Below are 22,820 nucleotides of genomic sequence, written 5' to 3'. Positions count from 1 at the left end.
ACACCCGTGGTGTTGGCGTATGCCGCGTTTGACACCGGCATCGACAACCGTTTTCAATTAGCGGCATGCCGCCGCCGGTCCACGATGCCGCGATCGTCTTCACGCACGCGAGCGTCGCCTACGACCGGTTTCCGGCGGTCGAGCAGGTCAACGGCACGGTGCGCCCCGGTGAGATCGTCGCGCTGGTCGGGCCGAACGGCGCCGGCAAGTCCAGCCTGATCAAGGCCGTGCTCGGCCTGGTCCCGGTCGTGGCGGGTTCGATCGTCGTGCTGGGCCGCCCGCCCGCGCAGGCCCGCCGCCAGGTCGCCTACGTCCCCCAGGCGGACACGCTCGACCCGAACTTCCCGATCTCGGTCGCCCAGGTCGTCCTGATGGGCCGCTACCGGCGGATCGGCTGGCTGCGCCCGCCGGGCCGGGCCGACCGGGCGGCCGCCGCGGCGGCGCTGGCCGCCGTCGGCCTCGAGCACCGCGCGCGCGACCGGTTCGGCCTGCTCTCGGGCGGGCAACGCCAGCGGGTGCTGCTGGCCCGGGCGATCGCGTCCGAACCGGCGGTGCTGGTGCTCGACGAACCCTTCAACGGAGTGGATGTCGTCTCCCAGGAGGCCCTGCTGGGCGCGGTGCGGGAGCTGACCGCCCGCGGCGCCGCAGTGATCATCTCCACACATGACCTGACCCTCGCGCAGTCGGCCTGCGATCGGGTCTGCCTGCTCAACCGGCGCCAGTTCGCCTTCGGCCCGCCGGCCGACGTGCTCACCCCGCCGCTGCTGCGCCAGGCCTACGGTGGCGCCGCCCTCGAACTCGCCGATCACGGCCTGATCCTGGCCCGGTGATGACCGACCTGCTGATCGAGCCGTTCGGCGCGCCCTACATGGCTCGGGCGCTGGTGGAGGGGTTGATCCTCGGTGCGCTGTGCGGCGCGGTCGGTGTGTACGTGCTGGTGCGGCGCCTCGCCTTCCTGGCCGACGCGATCACCCACACGGTCTTCCCCGGTGTGGTGATCGGCTTCCTGGTGTCCGGGCAGTCCGGGATCGTGCCCGGGGCGCTGGTCTGCGCGGTGCTCGCCGCCGGGCTGTTCACCCTGGTCACCTCGACCGACCGGGTCAGCGACGACGCGACCCTCGCCGTGCTGCTGACCTCGTTCTTCGCCCTCGGTGTCGTGCTGGTCTCCCGGCAGCGCTCCTACACCGCCGACCTCACCGCGTTCCTGTTCGGCCACATCCTGACGATCGACCGGTCCGACATCCTGGTCACCGCCGCGGTGGCGGTGCTCGCCGTACTGGTTCTGCTCGCACTCGGACGTCCTCTGCTCGCCGGCGCGTTCGACCGCGAGTGGGCCCGGGCCGCCGGCTACCGGATCACCCTGCTTGACCTGGTCGGGAACATGCTGATCGCGCTGGTGGTGGTCGCCGCCGTGCAGGCGGTCGGCACGGTGCTCGTCATCGCCATGCTGGTGGTACCCGCGGCGACGGCCCGGCTGGTCTCCGATCGGCTGCCCGTCATCGTCGCGGTCGCGATGGGGCTTGGCCTGCTCGGCGCCTGGTGGGGGCTGGCCGCCAGCTACTCGGCCTCGATCGACCACGGGGTGCGGCTGTCCGCCGGCGCGACGATCGTGCTGGTGCTGGTCGCCGGCTACGCCCTGGCCCTGCTCGGCCGGGTCGCCCACCGCGCGCTGGCCCGGCCGGCGACGGCGACCCGATGACGCTGTTCGGTTCGCTCGGTGACGGCTATGTGCGGCGGGCGTTGCTCGAGGTCGTGCTGCTCGGTGTGCTGTGTGGTGCGGTGGGCGTCCAGGTGGTGCTGCGGCGGCTGGCGTTCCTCACCACGGCCCTGACCCACGCGACCTTCCCCGGGGTGGTGCTGGCCTCGCTGCTCGGTATCGGGCTGGTGCTCGGCGCGGGGCTGTTCGGTGTGCTGGTCGTCGCGGTCGTCGCGGTGCTGACGGGGACGCGTGGGGCCGGTCGCGGCCGGGAGACGAGCAGCGTCACCGCGGTCGTGCTCGCCGGCGGTTTCGCGCTGGGGCTCGCGTTGATGTCCACCCGCAACGGGTTCAGCCGTGACCTGACCGCGTTTCTGGTCGGCTCGGTGCTCACGGTCTCCCCGAGCGACATCGTCGCCACGGCGGTGACCACGGTGTGCGTCCTGGGGCTGCTCGCCGGGCTGCGCAAGGAGCTGCTGCTGGGTGCGTTCGACCCGGGTGCGCTCGCGGCCGCCGGTTACCCCGTCCGGGCGCTGGATCTCGTCCTGCTGCTGATGATCGAGGCGACCGTGGTGACGTCGCTGCCGGCGGTCGGCACGATCATGGCGGTGGCGCTGATCGTCGGGCCGGCCGCCACCGCCCGGTTGTGGTGCTCCGGCGCCGGGACGATGACCGCGGTGGCGATGGTGATCGGCGTGCTCTCCGGGGTGGTCGGCCTTGCCGTCAGTGAGCAGTGGAACGTGGCCGCGGGCGGGGCGATCGTGCTGACGGTGGCGGCGTTCTTCACGGTTTCCCTGGTGGCGCGGTCCCTCCCCAGGGGTGAGTCGGCGATGCGACCGGCGGCCCAGGAGAAATCTGTTGGACGCCCCACCTACTCTTAGTAGATGGAGTTCTCCCAGTCCGACAAGCTCGCCGACGTCTGCTATGACGTCCGCGGGCCGGTCCTCGACGAGGCGACCCGGTTGGAAGCGGCCGGTGCGCGCATCCTCAAGCTGAACATCGGCAACCCCGCGCCGTTCGGCTTCTCCGCACCGCCGGAGGTACTCCAGGCCGTCATGGCACACCTGGCGGACGCCCAGGGCTACAGCGACTCCAAGGGTCTGATCGCCGCACGCGAGGCCGTCGTGCGCTACCACCTGCGCAAGGGCATCGGCGGGATCAACCCGGACAGCGTGTACCTCGGCAACGGCGTCTCCGAGATGATCATGATGTCGTTGCAGGCGCTGCTCAACAACGGCGACGAGGTCCTCGTGCCCGCGCCCGACTACCCCCTGTGGACGGCGGTGGCCAGCCTCTGTGGTGGGCGGCCGGTGCACTACCTGTGCGACGAGTCCGCCGACTGGGCGCCCGACCTCGCCGACATCGCCCGCAAGGTCACCCCGCGCACCCGGGCCATCGTGGTGATCAACCCGAACAACCCGACCGGTGCCGTCTACGACCGGGCCACGCTCGAGGGCATCATCGAGATCGCCCGCCGCCATGAGCTGATGCTGCTCTCCGACGAGATCTACGACCGCATCCTCTACGACGACGTCGAGCACCTCTCCACCGCGTCGCTGGCGCCCGACCTCGTGTGCATGACCTTCAACGGCCTGTCGAAGGCCTACCGGCTCGCCGGCTTCCGCGCCGGCTGGATGGTCCTGTCCGGCCCACGCGAGCGGGCCACCTCGTACATCGAGGGCCTCAACATCCTCGCGAACATGCGTCTGTGCGCGAACGTCCCCGGCCAGTACGCCGTGGTCGCGGCGCTGACGGAGGACGGCGGAGCCGGCGACCTCGTGCTGCCCGGCGGGCGGCTGCGTGAACAGCGCGACACCGTCATCCGGCTGCTGAGCGCCATCCCCGGGGTGACCTGCGTGCCACCGCGCGGCGCCCTCTACGCCTTCCCCCGCCTCGATCCGGACGTCTACCCCATCGATGACGACGAACAGTTCGTCTTCGACCTGCTGGCCGCGGAGAACATCCTGCTGGTGCAGGGCTCCGGCTTCAACTGGCCGCGCCCCGACCACGTCCGGATCGTGACCCTTCCCTCGGTCGCCGACCTCACCGACGCCGTCGGCCGGATCGACCGCTTCCTCGCCTACTACAAACAGCGCTGACCATCCCCGGCCGTCGCCACGCCCCGCGACCAGCCGCGGACGAGGATCCGTCGGCGTGGGGCAGCCCCTGTGCACCCTGCACGCCCGTCGGACCCCGGGATGCCGTCACGCGATGTGACCGTGGGTCGGGGGCAGCGCTGTGTCGTGGGAGCGATCCGGCAGGATTCACGACGACCGGCGGAAACACCCGGATCGTTGCGCGTCGCGCTGTGCGACGGCCGTCGCGGAGCGAGCAGGAGGTGAACCGGGAGTGAACGAAGGCGGCTCCCCTGTGCCGAAGCCCTCGCTGTCCGCCGCACCCCCGACCTCGGCTTCTGCCTCCACGATCCCGCCGCGCCAGGACCCGCCGCGGTCATCTCCCGGCGCGGATCGGCCACCTGAGGCACCGGGCGCAGCACTCCTCGAAGGCGGTTCGGCGGCGACGCACCGCCCACGGGCCATCCGAGTTATCCACAGCTTCATCCACAGGAATCGAGCGTTCTGTGGAAAACCTGTGGACGAATCGCGTGGAACGGGGCCCGAGGCGGCCGAGGGACGCGCCAGGGCCGACAGGAGCGACGGCTCGTGGCGCGGCCGGCCGGTGCGCGTGGCTGAACGTCATCGACGGGACGTCGTGCTGGCGGGCATGCTGGCGGGCGTCATGGTCGGGGTGGACGTCGCACTGCACACCAGAATTGGCCGACCATTGTGGTACGACGAGCTCTGGCGGCCGCACTTCGCGGGGGAGCCGTCCGGCACGTTCTGGTCCGAGCTCCAGGTGGCGAACGCACCGTCCTCGCTCGGCGCGATCGCGCTGACCCGGCTCGCCGGGGAGGTCCTGGGCTGGCACTCCTGGTCACTGCGGCTGGTCGGGGCGACGCTCTGGCTGCCGGTACTGGCCGCGGGCACCTACCTGACCAGTCGCCGGTTCACCGGGATGGTCGCGGCCCTCGGCGCCGCCGTGGCGGTCGCGGGCAGTGTCACGGTGGTCGACTCGGGCACCCAGCTCAAGCCGTACGTGCTGGACGCGGTCGTCACCCTCGCCGTCCTGGCGCTGTGGACGGCGTCCGGGCACCGGCTGCGCAACCGGACGCTTGCCGGCGCGCTGACGCTGCTCTCGCTGCCGGCGGTGTTCGTGCTGCTGCCACTGGTTGTCCGGGACGTCCGCCGGGAGCGCGGCGGCGCCTGGCGGTCATCTCCCGCGCTGGTCATCGCCGCGATCCACGTGAAACTCTTTGTCGGGCACCAGTCCGGGCAGCGGGTGAGCCACTTCTGGGACGACCAGTTCCTGGCCGGACGTGGCGTGGTCGGTGGTCTGCGCTTCGTCGCCGATCAGGTGCTCGCGACGCTCGGTGGCACCCCGCCCGGCATCGACCGGTACGACCCCAACCTGGTGCACTCCCTGTTCGAGGGGCATCGCGTGGCGACGACGGTGCTGGGCGCCGCGACCACGGCGGCCGTCCTGGTCGGGGTGCGGGTGCTGTGGCGGCGTCCGGGCGGCGCGACGCTGCTGGGTGCGCTCGGCGGTGCGGAGTTGCTCGTGCTGGCGGCCAGCGGCGCCCGGTACTGGCCGTTCGGTGCCTGCCGGACAAACCTCTTCCTCGTCCCCCTGCTGGTGATCGTCGCCGCGGCCGGTGCGGACGAGCTGCTGGCCACGGCCCGCCGGATCGTCACCGACCGACACGACGGCCTGGACCGACACGACGGCCTGGACCGGCAGCACGGCGGCGCGGCCCGGATCGGCCCTCGGGCTCTGCCCGTGCGCGCGGCCATGGTCGCGGCGATCGTCGTGTGCCTGGCCGGGGTGGTGGCGACGCCGGTGAGCGCCGCGGGGGGACTCGGTCGGTTGTGGCGTGAGCGTGGGGCCGTCCGTCCGATCGACGCGATGGTGGCGGTGACCGTCGCGGCTCGGGCGCAGTACCGGCCCGGCGACACGGTGATCGTCGGTGGCCGGCTCGCACGGGCCGGGTGGCTGTACGGCATGGAACTCAGCGATGACACCCGCGGGACGCGCGCCCAGCGCGTCCCGCGGTCCGCGACGATCTTTCTGACCACGATCGGCGGCGGTACCGGCACGGGCGGCACGGCCAGTCGGGCGGGGGTCCTTGGCTCGGGGGATGTGGCCGCCGCGGTGCGGGGTCGGCGGCCTCCGTCCGGTGGTGGGGTGCTGGTGTTCGTGCTTGCCTACGACCGCCGGGGCGTCCCGGCGGCGCTCGCCCAGCTGCGCCGGGACGGCTGGTGCACGACGTCCAGCCAGGCCTTCGAACTCACCGGAACTCTGTACGGTCTACGTCGCTGCCCGGCCACGGCGCGGGCCGATGCCCCACATCGGCCGGTGGAACGCGACAGTTGGCCAATCCACGCGCGAAGATAGGGGAAAATGGCTGAGGGAGCGCCGGTGCACATCGCCGAAGAGGGCAGCAGCGGGCCGTCCCGTCGCCGTGGGGCGCCCGGACGAGGCACCACTGTGCGGGCGACCCGTCAGGGTGACGCCGTCTGCGCCGCGCTCGCCGAGACCGATGCCTTCACCAGCGCCCAGGATCTGCATGCCCGGCTGCGCGCGCAGGGGACGGCGGTGGGGCTGACCACCGTCTACCGCCATCTGCAGGTGCTGGTCGACCGGGGTGAGGTCGACATGCTGCGCCGCGACGACGGCGAGACCGTCTACCGGCGCTGCGCCACCGAGGCGCACCATCACCACCTGGTCTGCCGGTCCTGCGGTCGGACGGTGGAGATCGCCGGGCCTGAGATCGAACAGTGGACGGAGGCGGTCGCGGCGGCCGAGGGATTCGTCGACGTCGCCCACACCGTGGAGATCTACGGCACCTGCTCCAGCTGCGCGCTGACGGCCGAATCCTCCGCCTGACTCCGCCCCCGCGATGGGGCGGGCGGCGAAGCGCAGCCCGGAACGGACGGTGGGCTGGGTGTCACGGTGGGCTGGGTGTCACGGTGGGCTGGCGGACAGGCCGGTGCAGGGGCGTAGGGCGTTCCAGCTGGCGAGGGCCTGGGTGGCGGCGGTGCCGGTGAGGGGACGGGGGGCGCCGCCGGAGATGCGGGCGGGTACCCAGGTGGCGTCGGTGACGGCGCGGCCGGCCGCGGTCAGCCGGAGCACCCCGGATTCGGTGTTGCGGCCGCCACCGGAGGCGTAGAAGACGAAGTTCCCCAGGCCGTAGTCGACGTAGGCGCCGTCGCTGGCCCAGCCGCCGCCGAGGAGCACATGGGCGTGGCTGCCGACGACGATGTCGGCGCCGGCGGCGGTCAGCAGCGGCTCGAGGGCGCGTTGGGCGTCACCGGGGCACTGCTGCTGCTCGACACCCCAGTGCAGGAACACGATCAGCGTGTCGGTCGACGCCCGGGCGGCGCGGACGGCGGCGACCAGCTTGTCGACCTGTTTCGCCGAGGCGAGGCCGGGTTTGCCGGGGCCGGCGGTCCAGGCGGCGGCCAGCTGGTCGTCGAGGACCTGGGTGGCGCCGATGACCGTGATCCGCTGGCCCTTGATCGTCGTCCGGTACGGAGTGAAGGCGCTGGTGTCGTCCAGGCCGATGCCGATCACCGGGTAGTGGGCGGCGGAGGCGGCCGCCAGCGAGTCGCGCAGGCCGACCTCGCCGTAGTCCATACCGTGGTTGTTGGCCATGTTCACGACGTCGATACCGGCGGCGCGCACGGCGTCGAAGGCGGTGGCGGGGGCGCGGAAGGTGAACTCCTTCGGCGCCGCGGTGCCGCGGTCGGTGACGGCGGTCTCCAGGTTCGCGATCGCGAGGTCGGCGGCGGACAGGGTGGCCGACATCGGGCCGACCGCGGTCGCCGGATCGGCGGCCAGACGCTGGCCGGACGAGCCGGCGAAGTGGATGTCCCCGCCGAAGGCGATCGTGACCGGTGTCCCGGTCGGCCGGCGTGGGCCGTTGCCGACCGGGGCGGTGCCTTCGATCGTGGGGGTGGACGTCGCCTGGCCCGCGGCACCGGCCGAGGCGCCGGGGGTCGGGGTCGGCGTCACCGGATCGTCGGTGTCGCCGTACGGCAGCGAGCAGGCCGTCAGCATGATGACCAGCCCGACCGCCCCGGCCACGGCCGCCCGAACCGGTGCGGCCCGAGCCAGCGCCGCCCGAGCCAGCGCGGCCCGGGTCGGGATCACGGGGTGAGCAGGGCGGGGGCGAGCTCGCGCCACTGGCGGCGGGGCAGCCCACGGCGGTCGAAGTCGAGGACCTGGACGGCCACCTGGTCGGCGCCGGCGTCGAGGTGCTCCTTGATCCGTCCGAGCAGGACGTCCGCGTCGCCCCAGGCGACGATCGTGTCGACCAGCCGGTCGGAGCCGGTACCGGCGAGGTCGTCGTCGTCGAAGCCGAAGCGACGCAGGTTCGTGGTGTAGTTCGGCAGCCGCAGGTAGGAGCCGGTGTGCCGGCGGGCGAGTTCGCGTGCCTGCGCCGGATCGGTGTGCAGCACGAACGCCTGCTCGGGGATGAGCAGCTTGTCGGGGCCGAGGATCGCGCGGGCCGCGGCGGTGTGCTCGGGTGGGACGAAGTAGGTGTGGGCGCCGTCGGCGCGGTCGCGGGCGAGGCCGAGCATCTTCGGGCCGAGCGCGGCGAGCACCCGCGGCGGGGCGGCCGCCGGGGGGACGGCGCGGTACTGCTCGGCCGCCATCCGGTCCATCTCGTCGAGGTAGGCGGCCATCTGGGACAGCGGCCGGGTGTAGGCGGCACCGCGGATGTGCATCAGCTCCGCGTGCGAGACACCCAGGCCCAGCAGGAAGCGGTCGGGGAAGGCCTCGGTGAGGGCCAGCTGGGCCGCGGTCATCGTCAGCGGGTTGCGCGCCAGGATCTGGGCGATGCCGGTGGCGATCGTGATCTGGCTGGTGGCGGCCAGCGCCAGGCTCGCGGTGACCAGCACCTCGCGGCCCTTGACCTCACCCGTCCACAGGGTGGGGTAGCCGAGTTCGTCGAGCTCCGTGATCGCCTCGCGGACCACACCGGCCGGCGAGAAGTCGAACTGGCCGCTCCAGATCCCGACCTTTCCGAGATCACGGCGGGCCGGCGGGCGGGTCGCGTCCTGCGCAGTCGTCACCGCGCCACCGTACCGAGCCCCCCGTCCCGTGGCAGGTCCTCCGGGGCTCGAGCCCGTTGCGGACACGCGGATCCGAGCGGACGGGCAGATCGGGTTGCCAGCCGGCCAGCAGGGTCTATCGTTGCCCAGTGTGACGGAGCTCATGCAGCTACTCACCCCGGGTGGTCGACGGATCACTGTGGCATCCGAGGCGATGTCGCCCGCGGCGGATGACCCACCGGTCGACGTCGCGGCGTCCGATCCACGTCCCGAGATCGGTGAGCCGAGCGCCGTCGATCTGGACCTGCCGGCGCTGGTCGCCGACCTCACCCCGGCCGATCTGGTCGGCTTCTACCGGGACATGGTGCTGGTCCGCCGGTTCGACGAGGAGGCGACCAGCCTCCAGCGTCAGGGTGAGCTGGGCCTGTGGGCGAGCCTGCGCGGGCAGGAGGCGGCCCAGGTCGGCTCCGGGCGGGCGCTGGGCACCCACGACATGGCCTTCCCGTCCTACCGCGAGCATGGCGTGGCCTGGTGTCGCGGGGTGGACCCGGCCGCGATCCTGGGGATCTTCCGGGGGACGAGCCTGGGTGGCTGGGATCCCGACGAGCACGGGTTCGCCCTGTACTCGATCGTCGTCGGCGCGCAGACGTTGCACGCCGCCGGCTACGCGATGGGGATGTCCCGCGATCACAGCACCGGTGCGGCGATCGTCTACTTCGGCGACGGGGCGTCCAGTGAGGGCGACGTCAACGAGGCGTTCGGCTGGGCGGGCGTGTTCGGCGCGCCGCTGGTGTTCTTCTGCCAGAACAACCAGTGGGCGATCTCCGAGCCGGCCCGGCGGCAGAGCCGCACCGAGATCTTCCATCGGGCGTCCGGTTTCGGTTTCCCCAGCGTCCGAGTGGACGGCAACGACGTGCTGGCCTGCCTCGCCGTCACCCGATGGGCCCTGGCGACGGCGCGGGCCGGCCACGGACCGGTGCTGGTCGAGGCGCTCACCTACCGGATGGGCGCGCACACCACCGCCGACGATCCGACCCGCTACCAGGCCAGCGAGCAGCTCGAACGATGGCGCCGACTCGACCCGCTGGACCGGCTGCGCACCCACCTCGTCGCCGCCGGCCACCTCGACGAACAGCGGGAGCAGCGCCTCGCGTTGGAGGCCGACGCGTTGGCGCATGACCTGCGCGTACGTTGTCGCGCGTTACCCGACCCGGATCCGGCGATGCTGTTCGACCATGTGCAGGTCACCGACAATGCTCTGGTGACAGCGCAGCGCGCGGCCTTCGTCGCGGCCCGCGCCGCCGCGGCGGACGACGGTGTCGCCGGGGACGACAGCGAGATCGCGGACGGCAGTAGCAGCGCGGATGGCAGGGGCAGCGCGGACGGCAGTAGCAGCGCGGATGGCAGGGGCAGCGCGGACGGCAGAGACATCGCAGGTGGCAGAGATGGCGCGGATGGCAGTGGTGTCAGGGCGAGGGAGGGGACGGTCGTGGCGGGCGAGCGGCGTGGGAGCGGGGCAACGTGGTGACAGGAGGGTTGGCGACGAACGGCGCGGCGACGAACGGCCTGGCGACCCAGGAAGTGGCACGGACCAGCGAGACGCGGACCAGTGAGACGCGGACCAGCGAGACGCGGACCGGACCGGCGAGCGGTAGCGCGCAACCGGCTCCGATCACGCTGGCCAAGGCGCTCAATCTCGGCCTGCACGCGGCGATGGCGGCGGACCCCAAGGTCATCGTGATGGGTGAGGACGTCGGAACACTCGGCGGGGTCTTCCGGGTGACCGACGGTCTGCAACGGGAGTTCGGCGAGGCCCGGGTCATCGACACCCCGCTGGCCGAGTCGGCGATCGTCGGGACCGCGATCGGACTGGCCATGCGCGGCTACCGGCCGGTCTGCGAGATCCAGTTCGACGGTTTCGTCTACCCGGCGTTCGACCAGATCGTCAGCCAGCTGGCGAAGCTGCACTACCGGTCCGCGGGGCGCATCCGGCTGCCGGTGACGATCCGCATCCCGTTCGGCGGCGGCATCGGCGCAGTCGAACATCACAGTGAGTCACCGGAGGCGTACTTCTGCCACACCGCCGGACTGAAGGTGGTCGCCTGCTCGAACCCGCACGACGCGCACCACATGATCCAGCAGGCGATCCGCTCCGACGATCCGGTGATCTTCCTGGAGCCCAAGCGGCGCTACTGGGAGAAGGCGGTGGTCGACCCGCGTCCCCTCCCCGACCTGGTGACGGGTTCGGTGGACGCGGTCGACGCGGCGGGCGCGGCGGTGGGACTGCATCGCAGTGTCGTCGTGCGCGCCGGCACCGATGCCACGCTCGTCGGCTACGGCCCGACCGTGCGCACCTGCCTGGACGCGGCCGAGGTGAGCGCCGCGGACGACGACCGGTCACTGGAGGTCATCGACCTGCGTTCGCTGTCGCCGCTGGACCTGGGCCCGGTGCTCGAGTCGGTGCGCCGCACCGGACGGCTGGTGGTCGTGCACGAGGCGCCGTCGAACGTGTCGGTCTCCGCGGAGGTCGCGGCCCGGGTCACCGAGGCGGCGTTCTACTCGCTGGAGGCCCCGGTGCTGCGGGTGACCGGTTTCGACACCCCGTATCCGCCAGCCCGCATCGAGGACCACTACCTGCCGGACGTCGACCGCATCCTCGACGCCGTCGACCGCTCCTTCGCGTTCTGAACTGGGGATCTTCGTGGCACAGCGACAGTTCCGGCTTCCCGATCTCGGTGAGGGACTCACCGACGCGGACATCGTCCGCTGGCTCGTGCAGGCTGGTGACGCCGTCACGGTGAACCAGCCGCTCGTGGAGGTGGAGACCGCGAAGGCGGTCGTCGAGATCCCCAGCCCCTTCGCCGGCGTCCTCGTCGAGCGGCACGTCGAGGAGGGTGTCACCCTCGCCGTCGGCGCCCCGCTGCTGACCGTCCGCACCGCAGATGGCGACGGCCCGGACGGCACCCCTGACCCGGATGGCACCCCTGACCGCAATGGCGCCGCCGGGACGGCCGGCGCGGACGAGGGGGAGACCGGTGCCGACGCGGGCCCGGCCGAGGACGAACGCACCCCGGTCCTGGTCGGCTATGGGCCGCGGACGCATCAACAACGCCGACGAAGCCCTCGGCGGCGGCCCGTCCCGGCGGGCGAGCCCACCCCCACGCCCGCGGCGGTACAACCACCGACACAGCCCTCCGAGCCAGCACAGCCCTCCGAGCCGGCACAGTCCTCCGAGCCAGCACAGTCCTCCGAGCCAGCACGGTCACCGGCGCTCACGCGGGCGGCCGCGGACGGTCGGACGGTCGGCGCGGTGCTGGCCAAGCCGCCCGTGCGCAAGCTGGCCCGGGACCTCGGCGTCGACCTCACCACGCTGGTCGGCACCGGGCCCAACGGGACGATCCGGCGCAGCGACATCGAGGCCGCGATGCGCGTCGCGGCCCGCGCGCTCCCGGTCGCGAACCCGCCCGTCTGGCCGACGACCGGCCCGGCGGCGGTGGGCATCCCGGGGCCGGAAACGCCGCTGTCCGCGACACCGCTGCCAGGGTCAGCGCCGGGGTCAGGACTGGTGCCGGGGTGGGCGGCGCCGGGCGCCGTGGCGGGGGCGATCCCGGCGGACGCGACCTATCTGGGCGCTGACGGCGGTGCGGAGGGCCTCGGTGGCTGGCGGGTGCCGGTGGTCGGGGTGCGCCGCGCGATGGCGCAGGCGATGGTCGCCAGTGTCGCGGCGGCGCCGCACGTCACCGAGTTCCTGAGCGCGGATGCCACCGAGACGATGGCGGCACGGGAGCGGATCGCGGCGCTGCCGGAGTTCACCGGGGTCCGGATCACGCCGTTGCTGTTCGTCGCCCGTGCCCTGCTGATCGCCGTCCGGCGGCATCCGATGATCAATTCCCGCTGGGTGGCGGACGCCGGTGACGGACGGGCGGAGATCCGGGTGGCCGAACAGGTGAACCTGGGTATCGCCGTGGCCGGGCCGCGGGGTCTCGTGGTGCCGCACATTCCGGCGGCCGATCGGCTTGACCTGGCCGGTCTCGCCCAGGCGCTGGCCACCCTGACCGCGGACGCCCGCGCCGATCGGCTGGAGCCGGCCCGGCTGCGCGGCGCGACCATCACCATCACCAACGTGGGGGCGCTTGGTGTCGACATCGGCACACCGATTCTCAACCCGCCCGAGGCCGCGATTCTGGCGCTCGGCTCGATCCGCCCGACTCCCTGGGTGCACGAGGGCCAGGTCACCGCGCGTACGGTGGTGCAGCTCGCGCTGTCCTTCGACCATCGGATCGTGGACGGACGCCTCGGTGCCGCGGTACTCGCGGACATCGGTGCCATGCTCACCGACCCCACGGTCGCACTCGCCTGGTCGTGATCCTCTCATCGGAGCCACCAGGTCACCACAAAGCACGCGAGAGGGGCACACAACTGTGCACTCGGGGTTCCCTGGTACGGTTGCGCCCCTGACCGGATTCCGGCACAAAGAGGTGGAACCATGACGCGAGTGGAGGCACTTCAGGCCGCGGACGAGTTCGTCGCCAAGGTGCTGACCTCCGCCAACTCCAGCGGCCGCTTCACGGGCACGCTGAACCTGGCTGAGCGGGTCGATCTCACTCTCCGAGTGGCCCGGTTCCTGCTTGAGGGGCAGTCCTCCTCGGAGTCCGACGATCTGCTGAAGCGGGACATGCGCAACGAACTCGACCAGGCTTTTCCGCCCCTGCGCACCTCCTGATCGGGGGCGGCGCAGGGGCGCTGGTCGGACAGCGGTCGAACGGCGTTCGGGCGGCGGGTGGGAGTCGTCCGGCAAGGCCACAGCGGTGAGGCGTGTCCGGCAGGGTCAGGAACGCGGCCGGGTGGAGTCCGGCTCCGTGGAGCCCACGTGCACGACCTCCTGCGGCTCCAGCTCCGGGTGGCGTCGCGCGTTGAGCTTGTCGTCCTCTTCCGCGGTGAGCCCGGGCTCCCGGCGCCGCGGCGCCTCGTAGGGCGAGCTCGGGTCGACCAGGATGGTGTCGTCCACCGACACCGGCGACGGCGTGCCGGCCTCGACGGACTCCTCGACGATCCGGCGGCGCCACTGGTTCTGGTAGAGGGTGATGCCGAGGCCGACCAGGCTCACCAGCATCAGGATGATCCCGACCGAGTCCAGATCGAGACCGGATGGATCGCTACGGACGGCGAAGGTGAGTACGGCACCAAGGGTGAAGAACGCGAGGCTCAGCGGGATTCCCATGCCGCCCGCTGTACCCGGCAATCGGCCCAATACAACCCCCGCACGCCACAAAGACCACAGACCCCGGAAACGTGCCCGGGGCCCGTGGTCTTCGGGTGTCGAGGCGGTGCTCCCGGCTGGTCGCCGGGGTTGGTCCAGCTCGCGGGCCGGCTCAGCTCAGAAGGCGTCCTCGGCCAGGTCCATGAGCTCGAGTCCGGTGTTCTCGGCGAGGGCGCGGGCCGTCTTCAGCTCCGGCAGCACGGTCGCCGCGAACCAGCGAGCGGCGGCGATCTTGCCCCGGTAGAACTCGGCGTCCCGGCCTTCGTCGGCACCGCCCGCGAGCGCCCGCAGCGCCACGTCCGCGCCGCGCAGCAGCAGCCAGGCGATCAGCAGGTCACCGACACCCAGCAGCAGACGGGTGGTGTTCAGGCCGACCTTGTAGACCTGCCGCGGGTCGTCGGCGGCGCTGGTGAGCTGGCCGACCATGGCGCCGATGATGCCCTCGGTGTCCTCCAGCGCGGCACCGAGCGCCTCCCGCTCGTGGCGCAGCTCGCCGTTGCCCGCCTCCCCCTTGACGAAGGTCTGGATCTCGCCGAGCACCGCGGTCAGTGCCTGGCCGCGGTCGCGCACGATCTTGCGGAAGAACAGGTCCTGGCCCTGGATGGAGGTCGTCCCCTCGTACAGGGTGTCGATCTTGGCGTCGCGCAGGTACTGCTCGAGCGGATAGTCCTGCAGGTAGCCGGAGCCGCCGAACACCTGCAGGGACGACGCCAGCAGCTCGTAGGACCGCTCCGAGCCGACCCCCTTGATGATCGGCAGCAGCAGGTCGTTGATCCGCACGGCGAGCTCGTCGCTCTCCCCGCGGGCCTGCGCCGCCGCGATCCGGTCCTGGAAGGTGGCGGTGTAGAGGACCAGCGACCGCATCCCCTCGGCATAGGCCTTCTGCGCCATGAGCATCCGACGCACGTCCGGGTGGTGGATGATCGTGACGCGCGGCGCGGACTTGTCGGTGGCCCGCGGCAGGTCGGCGCCCTGCACCCGGGTGCGGGCGTAGTCCAGGGCGTTGAGGTAGCCGGTGGACAGGGTCGCGATCGCCTTGGTGCCCACCATCATCCGGGCGTACTCGATGATCTGGAACATCTGCGCGATGCCCTCGTGGACGTCGCCGACGAGCCAGCCCACCGCCGGTGTGCGCTCGCCGAAGCGCAGTTCGGTGGTCGTGGAGACCTTCAGGCCCATCTTCTTCTCGAGGTTGGTGACGTAGACGCCGTTGCGCTCGCCGGGGTCGCCGGTCGTCGGGTCCGGCATGAACTTCGGCACGACGAACATCGACAGGCCCTTCGTCCCGGGGCCGTGGCCCTCCGGACGGGCGAGCACGAGATGGACGATGTTCTCCGGGATGTCCCAGTCACCGCTGGTGATGAAGCGCTTGACGCCCTCGATGTGCCAGGTGCCATCCGGCTGGGCGAGCGCCCTGGTCCGCCCGGCGCCGACATCGGAGCCGGCGTCGGGCTCGGTGAGCACCATCGTCGCGCCCCAGTGCCGCTCGATCATGAAGTTCGCGATCGTGCGCTGCCACTCGGTGCCCATCCCGTGCAGGATCGCCGCGAACGTCGGCCCGGCCATGTACATGAACACCGCCGGGTTGGCTCCGAGCAGCAGCTCGGACCCCGCCCAGGCGACCGTCGGTGACACTCCGAGCCCGCCGAGCTGGTTCGGGACGAACAGTCGCCACCACTCGCCGTCGAGCACTGCCTGGTAGGAGCGCTTGAACGACTCGGGCAGGGTGACCGTGCCGGTCTCGGGGTCGAGCGTGGGCGGATGCCGGTCGGCGTCGGCGAACGAGTCCGCCACCGGCCCCCGGGCCAACGCGTCGAGTTCGGTGAGGGCCGCGCGGGCGGTGTCGACATCCATCTCCTCGAAGGGAGCGGAGCCGAGCACCCGATCGACGCCGAACAGCTCGAACAGATTGAACTCCAGATCGCGCAGGTTGCTCCGGTAGTGGCCCATGGACGGCTCCTTTCGGGAGCGCCGGGCGGCACACAGAGGCCTAGGCCCGGGCTTTGCTACTCGTGAGTACGGTATTCCCATGCTACCCGCGAGTAACCCGCTGACAAGTGGGGTCGGACAACCCGAACGCCGCTAGTTCGCCCCTGCGGCGGTGACCGTGCGCGGCCGGCACCGGTCTCGCCGGGCGACATGTCCCAGCACGGCTACCCTTGCCACCATGAGTGACCCCGCCGCCCAGCCCCGTCCCCCGGCAGCGGGCGGGACGGTGGCCGGCGCGGGTGCCGGGACGGCCCAGGACGTGCGCCTCGCCGTCGTGATGACCGGCGGTGCGAGCCTCGCCGTGTGGATGGGCGGTGTCGCCGCCGAGATCAACCTGGCCACCGGCGACCCTGGCCGGCACCGGGACGCGGACCGGGACGGCAGCGGTGGCGTCGATCCGGTGGACGCGGCACTGGCCGCGCGATATGCCCGGCTGAAGGCGATCCTTGACGTGACGTTGGACGTCGACGTGCTGGCCGGGGCGTCCGCGGGCGGCATCAACGCGGCGATGCTGGGCTTCGCGCGCGCCCATGGCGCCCGGCTGGCGCCGCTGCGTGAACTGTGGCTGTCCCTCGGCTCGCTGGACACGCTCATGCGCACACCGCGGGAGCGCGAGTTCCCGTCCCTGCTGCGCGGCGACGAGGTCGTCCTGCCCGCCCTGCGTACCGGCCTGCGGGCCGTCGCCGCGACCGGCCACGCAGCGGCCTCGACCCGTGCGGACGCGCTGGGGCGGGCGACGGCACTGTTCATCACCACGACGATCATGCGTGGTGAGCTCGCCGAACACACCGACTCCCTCGGTGGCACGATCTTCGACGTCGACTACCGCGGCCTGTTCGTCTTCGGCACGCCGGACCTCACCGACCCCGGCGCGATCCCCCGGCTGGCGCTCGCCGCCCGGGCCAGTTCCGCCTTCCCCGGAGCCTTCGAGCCCGTCTACGTCCCGGTCGGACGCACTCCTGACCACCCGGACCACCCGCAGGATTCGCACGGCGCTGACCCCGATGATGATCGTCCTGATATGGGGCGTTATGTCAACAGCGCTCGTGGGTTCCACGCGTCCGACGGGGGGATTCTCGTCAACCGGCCGATCGGGCCGGCCCTGGCGGCGATCTTCGATCGTCCCGCGCACCGGCAGGTCCGCCGGGTGGTGACCTACATCGTGCCGTCCCCGCGCCCCACCGACGTGGCGCCGGACGGGACCCGCACCATCCCGGTCTGGGACGACCCGCGGGCCACCCCGCCGGTCAGCGTCACCCTGCTGGGGGCGTTGGACGCGGCCCTCAACCAGTCGATCGGCACGGACCTGGCCGAACTGCGCGCGCACAACGACGCGGTCCGCGGTACCCGGGCCACCCGTCGGCGACTGCTACGACTCGCGTCGGCGGGCGGCCGGCGGCTCGCCGACGACGATCTCTACGACGCCTACCGGCGCGGGGTGGCCGAGCGGATCGGCACACCCGTGGTCGAGGCGTTGCTGCGGGTGCTCGCCGACCAGGCGGACCAGCCACGGCCGGCCGACGCGGACGCCGTCCGCACCGACACCGCCGCCCGCACCGGGCTCGCCAACGCGGCCCGCGCCGCGGTGTTCACGACCCTGCCGGAGCGCCTCCCCGGCCCGGACACCCTCGGTGAGCTGGGCAGACTCGGCCAACCAGCGTTGGACGGCGTCAAGGGCATCCTGCTGTCAATGATCAACGAGGGTTATGTCCTGTGCCCGTCCCGGCCCGAGCGCATCCGGCTCGCCCGGCTCGCCACCGCGATCCACACCGCCACCCTTCCCCACACGGCACCGGACGGCGAGGCCGGTGGTCCGGGGCGGCTCTACACGTCCTCGCCTCGACCCGGGGTGTTCACGACGGTTCGCACCACCCTGGCGGCGATGCCCTCGGCGACGTCGGGCGCGGTCGTCGCCGAGGCGACCCGGCGGTGGCTGGCCATCGATCCGGTCGGGGTGGCCGGGACAGGGCGACCGGCCGCGGCCTGGCTGGCGCTGGCCGAGGTGATCGAGGCGGTCCGGGACGAGTTCGCCGACCTCGTGCCCCGCTGGACCCCGACCGACCAGCCGCCGACCGGCATCGAGATCCGTCCGGCGGGCCTGACCGTCGGTCAGCGCCGAGCCCTGGCCGCCCGCACCCTCGCGGATTTCGTCGCCTATCTGCCCACCACCCGACCCGAAGCCGTGATCGCGCTGCTTGACCTGCACCTGGTCGAGCAGGAGACCAGCGGTGCCGTCCTCGACCAGCCGGTCGAGCTCGTCCAGATCAGCGCCGACCTGCCCACCGCGCTCGATCCGAGCCGCCGCTGGGCCGAGGACAAGCTCACCGGCCTGCGCCTGGGCAACTTCGCCGCGTTCGCCAAGTCGTCCTGGCGGGCGAACGACTGGATGTGGGGCCGGCTCGACGGCGCCGGCTGGCTGGTCCGCGTCCTGCTCGACCCGCGCCGCCTCATCCTGCTGCGCGACCTCGCCCTGCGCACCCCACCCCCAGGCACCACCTCGGATGGCCCCCCACCCACCGCTACCACCTCGGATGGCCCCCCACCCGACGGCGCTCCAGGCGACGGAACCGAACCGGACGGGACGGTGTCGCCGGTCGGGGCTGCGACCAGGTGGCTGGCCGAGCTGATCGACGCGCTCGCCGACGTGGCCGGGTCGCCGGCACCCGCGGAGGTCCGGGCCGAGCTCTCCGTGCTCGCGGACCTGACCGCACCGGTTCCGGCCGGCCTCGCGGCGACCTCGCTGTGGGTCGCCGGCGGTTTCCAGCGCGACATCGCGGCCCGGGAACTCGTCGGTCTGGCCGAGGCGGTCCGCCACGACATCGCGGGTGGGGTGCACGCCCGGCCGACCACGGAGTTCCTCGCCAGTGTCGACGCCGCCCTGGTCAGCGCCGGCCCGCCGACGGCAGCCGCCGCGCCGGCGGACCAGGTGCTGCCGGGTCAGGCGGTGGAGGGGGTGCTGCGGGCCTGCGCGGTGTCCGACGAGCGCATCACCGACTCGGCGCAGGGATCGATCCTGGCCACCGACCTGGCGCGGATCGTCGCGGTGATGACGTCGTGGCTGGCGGCGGCCCGGTTCCTGCCGCGGCCGATGTGGCCGGTGGCGTTTCTGCTGCGCACCGCGGCCCGGATCGGCTACGAACTGGTCCGCGACATCACGCACCGGCGTCGACGGGTGGTGATCGCCTTCGGGCTGCTGCTGGTGGTGGTCGGCGTCGTGGCCGCGCTGGTCGGCTCCGGGCTGGTGGGAGGGCTCGGTGTCGTGGCGGCGCTGGTGGGGCTGGTGATCGTCGGCGTTCCCGGCTGGCGGCGGCTACCGGGGGGTCTGGCGGTGGCCGCGGCGGGGACGTTGGTGCTCGTCGCCGCGGCGGGGGCGATCCCCGTCCTGCATGACCGGCTGTTCGACTGGTTGGGCGACGACGCCGTGCCCTACCTCGCCGACCATCCGTGGGCCTGGGCGCTGGTGTTCCTCGCCCTGGTGGCGCCGGGCGGCTGGTCGCTCGGCGAGGCGGTGCTCGCGCGCCGCGCTCGGCACCGGGCGCGGCGCCAGCGTCAGCTCAGGAGACGTCCGACCAGCTGAGCGATCCGGTCGGGTCCTGTAGGCAGGTCAGCGGACGGCCGGACGCATCGGGCACGATCCGACCGACATCGGCCTGCTCGCAGATGTTGCCCTGGCGTGGCCGGGTCGGGGTGGAGCTCGGCGCCTCGGTGGACCACCGCCCGCCGGCGCCGGAGGACTCATCCGGTGCGCAGTAGAGCGCCAGACCGTTGATCGCCGCGGCAGGCCCGGTGTTGCGCCGCGGGTTGCAGGCCTCCCCGAGGAACACCGCCGAGGGCAGCGGAACGGGTGCGGCCGGCCCGCTCGACGTCGCCGCGCCCGGCTCGACCGCGCCGGACGACCCCCCGCCACCCGCGGCCGGCAAGCCACCGGCAGCGGACGGTGACGCCCCGCCACCTGCCGGCGCATCCGGGGCGGCGCTGGCCTGGGGCGTGGCCGGACCCGGCGAACCATCAACTCCGCTGGTTCTGGTTCCACCGGCCCCGGCCCCGGCACCCTGGGTGCCGCTGGCGCCGTCCGGGGCGGTACTGATGGTTCCGCCCGCCTGGCCGGAGCCATCGGCGGCCGATGTTCCCGGGCCGGTGGGATCGGGCGTGGACCCTGCCGGCCCCGGCGAGACGCCCGCACCCGCGGCCGCTCGGGAGCCGGCCGCCGCCTCGTCCACCGAGGACGCCCCGTCCGAACATCCGACCAGCGCGACGAAGAGCAACCCGGTCGTCACGACCGTGACGGCCAGGCGGGCGCGTGCCTGCACAGCGCACACGGCGAACCTCCCGTCGCAGGTCGGGAGTGAAGTCCTACCCCGGATCGGGACGGGCTGACCCGGTCCTGCGATCCAGCTTAGGTACCGTCGCGGTCATCTCGGGCAGCTTCGGCCGAACCGGGCCATCGCGCTCACCCGCCGCCGTCGCGCCGTCGCGCCGTCGCGCCGTCGCGCCCGGCTCGTCACCACGCCGCCCGGATGGCCGTCCGGGCGTCTCCGGTGAGACCGTCAGGCGGCCGATTCGGCGACGGGCTTGAGGGCGCCATCGGCGGCCATCTCCAGGGCGACCTCCTCGAGCGGGACGGCGGCCCGCGGCGCGACCGGCACGTTCGGCGCCTGGGTGCCGAGCTCGACCCAGCCGAGGAGTTCCTCGCCGGCGCGCAGGCCGAAGGCCGCCCGCACCGGTGCGCTGTCCAGCAGCGGAACCGACTTCCAGGCGGAGGCGACCCCGACCGCGTGGGCGGCCAGGCAGATGTTCTGGGCGGCCGCGGCGGCCGAGGCGTCCTGCTCGGCGACGGGCACCCGGGCCTCGACCCGGGCGGCGATGACGGCGATCAGCGCCGGCGAGCGGGTGGCCTTGCCTGCGGCCTTGCGCACGATCGGTTCTGGCAGGTCACCGACGGCCTCGGCGGCGGTGGTGATCGCGGCGGCCAGCGCTGTGCGAGCCTCGCCGCGCACGACGACGAACCGCCACGGCCGCAGCATCTTGTGGTCGGGGGCGGTGGTGGCCGCGCGCAGGATGGCGGTGAGCTGGTCGGTGCTCGGCCCGGGTTCGACGAGCCGGGTCGCGGTCCGACGCGTCAACAGGCAGTCGAGTGCGTCCACGTGAACTCCTTCTCCGAGGGCTTTGGTGCTGACAGGCTTTGGTGCTGATGGGCGGGCTTCGGGGCTGGTGGGCGGGCTCGGATGCGGGCGGCCCCTGTCGCCCCGATTTTAGTGAGGCTACCTCATGATGAGGATGGATACCCTAAGATATCCTTACCGTCACCATAACTGAGGAGGCCGCGCGGATGCCGCCACCGGACACCGGCGACGAGGTCGTGGATCTCGTACTGGCCGCCGGCCATCGTGTCCGCACCGCCGTCGACGAGGCGCTACGGGCCGGCGTCGGCCTCACCCTGCGCCGATTCAAGATCCTCACCCTGCTCGCGGAGACGGGGCCCTGCCGACTGCGCGATCTCGCCGACGCCGTGCGGGTCGCCCCGCGCACGATGACCGCCACGGTGGACGAGCTCGAATCGGCCGGTCTGATCGAGCGCCGAGCCCATCCGCACGACCGGCGCGCGGTGCTGGTGGCTCTTACGTCCGCCGGCCGGCTGACCCTCGACGAGGGTCGGCGACACCGCAGCGAGACTGTGACGGGAATCACCCGCCATCTGGACGCGGCGCAACGTGCCCAGCTCGCGGAGTTGCTGACCTCGCTCGTCAGCAGCGCCGCGCCGGCCCGCATGCCGGGAGCGGCGAATGACGGGCTACCGTAGGTGATGTCCCGTTCGGACCATCCGCCGGGAGGTTCCCGTCACCCCCGTCGTCCGGATCGAACGCCTGGCCAAGCGATACGGGTCTCACCATGCGGTCCGCGAGATCAGTTTTACCGTGCGCGAGGGAACCGTCACGGGCTTTCTGGGTCCGAACGGCTCCGGTAAGACGACGACGCTGCGCGCACTGGTGGGCCTGGTGACACCGAGCTCCGGGCGGGCGGAGGTGTTCGGCCGGTCCTATCGGGAGCATCCCGACCCGGCCCGGTTGGTCGGTACGGCGCTGGGCCCGACGTCCCACCCGCGGCGCACCGCCCGTGACCAGTTGACCGCGCTGGCCATGCCGCTGCGCGTCGGCCGTCATCGGGTGGACGAGGTGCTCGCCACCGTGGGGCTCACCGCGGCCGCCGACCGACGCACCGGCGGGTACTCGCTGGGCATGCGTGGGCGACTGGCGCTGGCCTGCGCCCTGCTCGGCGACCCGGCCCTGCTCGTGCTGGACGAACCGCACGGTGGCCTCGACCCCGACGGCATCCGCTGGCTGCACGACTTCCTGCGCGGCTGGGCGGCGCGGGGGCGCACGGCGCTGCTGTCCAGCCACGCGCTGGCCGACGTCGCCCGCACGGCCGACCACGTCGTCATCATCAACGCGGGTCGGGTCGTGCTGGACGTGCCCACCGCGGAGCTCGACCAGGCGCTCGTGGCCGATGCCCCGGCCGCCGACACCGGACGGGTCGAGGTCCGGGCGGCCGAGGCCGGCCGGCTCGCCGACCTGCTCGCCGCCGAGGGTCTCTCGCCGCGCTGGTCCGGCCCCGACGGGCACACCCTCGTCCTGCCCACCGGCACCGCCGAACTCGTCGGCCGGCTCGCCGCCCGGCACGGGATCGCCCTGGTCGAACTGCACACCCGCGCCCCCGACCTGGCCGATGTCTACTTCTCCCTGACCGGTCCGGGATGAGCGCC

Annotated in this window: 19 protein-coding genes; 13 read left to right on the top strand and 6 right to left on the bottom strand. The window is 72.8% G+C overall.

Features of this window, described 5'->3' with window-relative positions:
- Positions 1 to 65: 65 nt before the first annotated feature.
- The 6 genes from MXD59_RS04770 to MXD59_RS04745 all read left to right on the top strand — a co-directional run bounded on the left by MXD59_RS04770 (position 66) and on the right by MXD59_RS04745 (position 6,640).
- The gene (locus tag MXD59_RS04770; protein WP_163548013.1) at positions 66 to 830 is read left to right on the top strand and encodes a metal ABC transporter ATP-binding protein; all 765 of its coding nucleotides are present in this window, start codon (positions 66 to 68) and stop codon (positions 828 to 830) included.
- The gene (locus tag MXD59_RS04765; protein ID WP_163548012.1) at positions 830 to 1,699 is read left to right on the top strand and encodes a metal ABC transporter permease; all 870 of its coding nucleotides are present in this window, start codon (positions 830 to 832) and stop codon (positions 1,697 to 1,699) included. Before MXD59_RS04770 ends, MXD59_RS04765 begins: the two co-directional genes overlap by 1 nt.
- Positions 1,696 to 2,577 (top strand): metal ABC transporter permease, encoded by an 882-nt coding sequence (locus MXD59_RS04760; protein ID WP_248815772.1) that lies wholly within the window; start codon positions 1,696 to 1,698, stop codon positions 2,575 to 2,577. Before MXD59_RS04765 ends, MXD59_RS04760 begins: the two co-directional genes overlap by 4 nt.
- Before the next feature lie 3 nt (positions 2,578 to 2,580).
- The gene (locus tag MXD59_RS04755; protein WP_248823582.1) at positions 2,581 to 3,795 is read left to right on the top strand and encodes a pyridoxal phosphate-dependent aminotransferase; all 1,215 of its coding nucleotides are present in this window, start codon (positions 2,581 to 2,583) and stop codon (positions 3,793 to 3,795) included.
- 586 nt (positions 3,796 to 4,381) lie between these two features.
- Entirely contained in the window at positions 4,382 to 6,148 is a 1,767-nt protein-coding gene (locus tag MXD59_RS04750) for a hypothetical protein (RefSeq protein ID WP_248823581.1), read from the top strand.
- A 6-nt stretch (positions 6,149 to 6,154) separates the two neighbouring features.
- Positions 6,155 to 6,640 carry a Fur family transcriptional regulator gene (locus MXD59_RS04745; protein ID WP_248823580.1) on the top strand — a complete coding sequence of 162 codons (486 nt, stop codon included), beginning with the start codon at positions 6,155 to 6,157 and terminating at the stop codon, positions 6,638 to 6,640.
- A 78-nt stretch (positions 6,641 to 6,718) separates the two neighbouring features.
- Here MXD59_RS04745 and MXD59_RS04740 read toward each other — a convergent pair whose 3' ends face one another.
- The gene (locus MXD59_RS04740) at positions 6,719 to 7,906 is read right to left on the bottom strand and encodes a CapA family protein (RefSeq protein WP_248823579.1); all 1,188 of its coding nucleotides are present in this window, start codon (positions 7,904 to 7,906) and stop codon (positions 6,719 to 6,721) included.
- A complete protein-coding gene (locus MXD59_RS04735; RefSeq protein WP_248823578.1) occupies positions 7,903 to 8,832 on the bottom strand; it encodes an LLM class F420-dependent oxidoreductase in 930 nt (309 codons plus the stop codon). Before MXD59_RS04735 ends, MXD59_RS04740 begins: the two co-directional genes overlap by 4 nt.
- A gap of 130 nt (positions 8,833 to 8,962) precedes the next feature.
- Here MXD59_RS04735 and MXD59_RS04730 point away from each other — a divergent pair, with 130 nt between their 5' ends.
- The 4 genes from MXD59_RS04730 (at position 8,963) to MXD59_RS04715 (ending at position 13,534) form a co-directional block, all read left to right on the top strand.
- Entirely contained in the window at positions 8,963 to 10,339 is a 1,377-nt protein-coding gene (locus MXD59_RS04730) for a thiamine pyrophosphate-dependent dehydrogenase E1 component subunit alpha (RefSeq protein WP_372511920.1), read from the top strand.
- A gap of 185 nt (positions 10,340 to 10,524) precedes the next feature.
- A complete protein-coding gene (locus MXD59_RS04725; RefSeq protein ID WP_248823662.1) occupies positions 10,525 to 11,499 on the top strand; it encodes an alpha-ketoacid dehydrogenase subunit beta in 975 nt (324 codons plus the stop codon).
- Positions 11,500 to 11,512: 13 nt separating this feature from the next.
- The gene (locus MXD59_RS04720) at positions 11,513 to 13,177 is read left to right on the top strand and encodes a dihydrolipoamide acetyltransferase family protein (protein ID WP_248823577.1); all 1,665 of its coding nucleotides are present in this window, start codon (positions 11,513 to 11,515) and stop codon (positions 13,175 to 13,177) included.
- Between the two features lie 120 nt (positions 13,178 to 13,297).
- The gene (locus MXD59_RS04715; RefSeq protein WP_101836413.1) at positions 13,298 to 13,534 is read left to right on the top strand and encodes a hypothetical protein; all 237 of its coding nucleotides are present in this window, start codon (positions 13,298 to 13,300) and stop codon (positions 13,532 to 13,534) included.
- Positions 13,535 to 13,639: 105 nt separating this feature from the next.
- Here MXD59_RS04715 and MXD59_RS04710 read toward each other — a convergent pair whose 3' ends face one another.
- Together MXD59_RS04710 and MXD59_RS04705 are read right to left on the bottom strand one after the other, a co-directional pair.
- A complete protein-coding gene (locus MXD59_RS04710; protein WP_248823576.1) occupies positions 13,640 to 14,032 on the bottom strand; it encodes a hypothetical protein in 393 nt (130 codons plus the stop codon).
- A gap of 156 nt (positions 14,033 to 14,188) precedes the next feature.
- Positions 14,189 to 16,021, bottom strand: coding sequence for an acyl-CoA dehydrogenase (locus MXD59_RS04705; RefSeq protein ID WP_248823575.1), 1,833 nt, complete (start codon positions 16,019 to 16,021; stop codon positions 14,189 to 14,191).
- Between the two features lie 217 nt (positions 16,022 to 16,238).
- On the opposite strand from MXD59_RS04705, the gene MXD59_RS04700 reads away from it, so the two are divergent.
- Positions 16,239 to 19,637, top strand: coding sequence for a patatin-like protein (locus MXD59_RS04700; protein ID WP_248823574.1), 3,399 nt, complete (start codon positions 16,239 to 16,241; stop codon positions 19,635 to 19,637).
- Here the strand turns inward: MXD59_RS04700 and MXD59_RS04695 are convergent.
- Positions 19,615 to 20,379: a hypothetical protein gene (locus tag MXD59_RS04695; protein ID WP_248823573.1), complete on the bottom strand. Its 765-nt coding sequence runs from the start codon at positions 20,377 to 20,379 to the stop codon at positions 19,615 to 19,617. The genes MXD59_RS04700 and MXD59_RS04695 overlap by 23 nt on opposite strands.
- 228 nt (positions 20,380 to 20,607) lie before the next feature.
- On the bottom strand, positions 20,608 to 21,204 hold the full coding sequence (locus MXD59_RS04690) for a nitroreductase family protein (protein ID WP_248823572.1): 597 nt from the start codon (positions 21,202 to 21,204) through the stop codon (positions 20,608 to 20,610).
- A 185-nt stretch (positions 21,205 to 21,389) separates the two neighbouring features.
- On the opposite strand from MXD59_RS04690, the gene MXD59_RS04685 reads away from it, so the two are divergent.
- Positions 21,390 to 21,860 (top strand): MarR family winged helix-turn-helix transcriptional regulator, encoded by a 471-nt coding sequence (locus MXD59_RS04685; protein WP_248823571.1) that lies wholly within the window; start codon positions 21,390 to 21,392, stop codon positions 21,858 to 21,860.
- A gap of 19 nt (positions 21,861 to 21,879) precedes the next feature.
- Positions 21,880 to 22,815 carry an ABC transporter ATP-binding protein gene (locus tag MXD59_RS04680; protein ID WP_308301647.1) on the top strand — a complete coding sequence of 312 codons (936 nt, stop codon included), beginning with the start codon at positions 21,880 to 21,882 and terminating at the stop codon, positions 22,813 to 22,815.
- Positions 22,816 to 22,820 lie beyond the last annotated feature (5 nt).

The sequence above is a fragment of the Frankia umida genome (genome assembly GCF_023242945.1).
GTDB classification, from domain to species: Bacteria; Actinomycetota; Actinomycetes; order Frankiales; family Frankiaceae; genus Frankia; species Frankia umida.
Note: the sequence above shows the minus strand (reverse complement) of the source record. Positions and strands in the feature narration are given on the sequence as shown.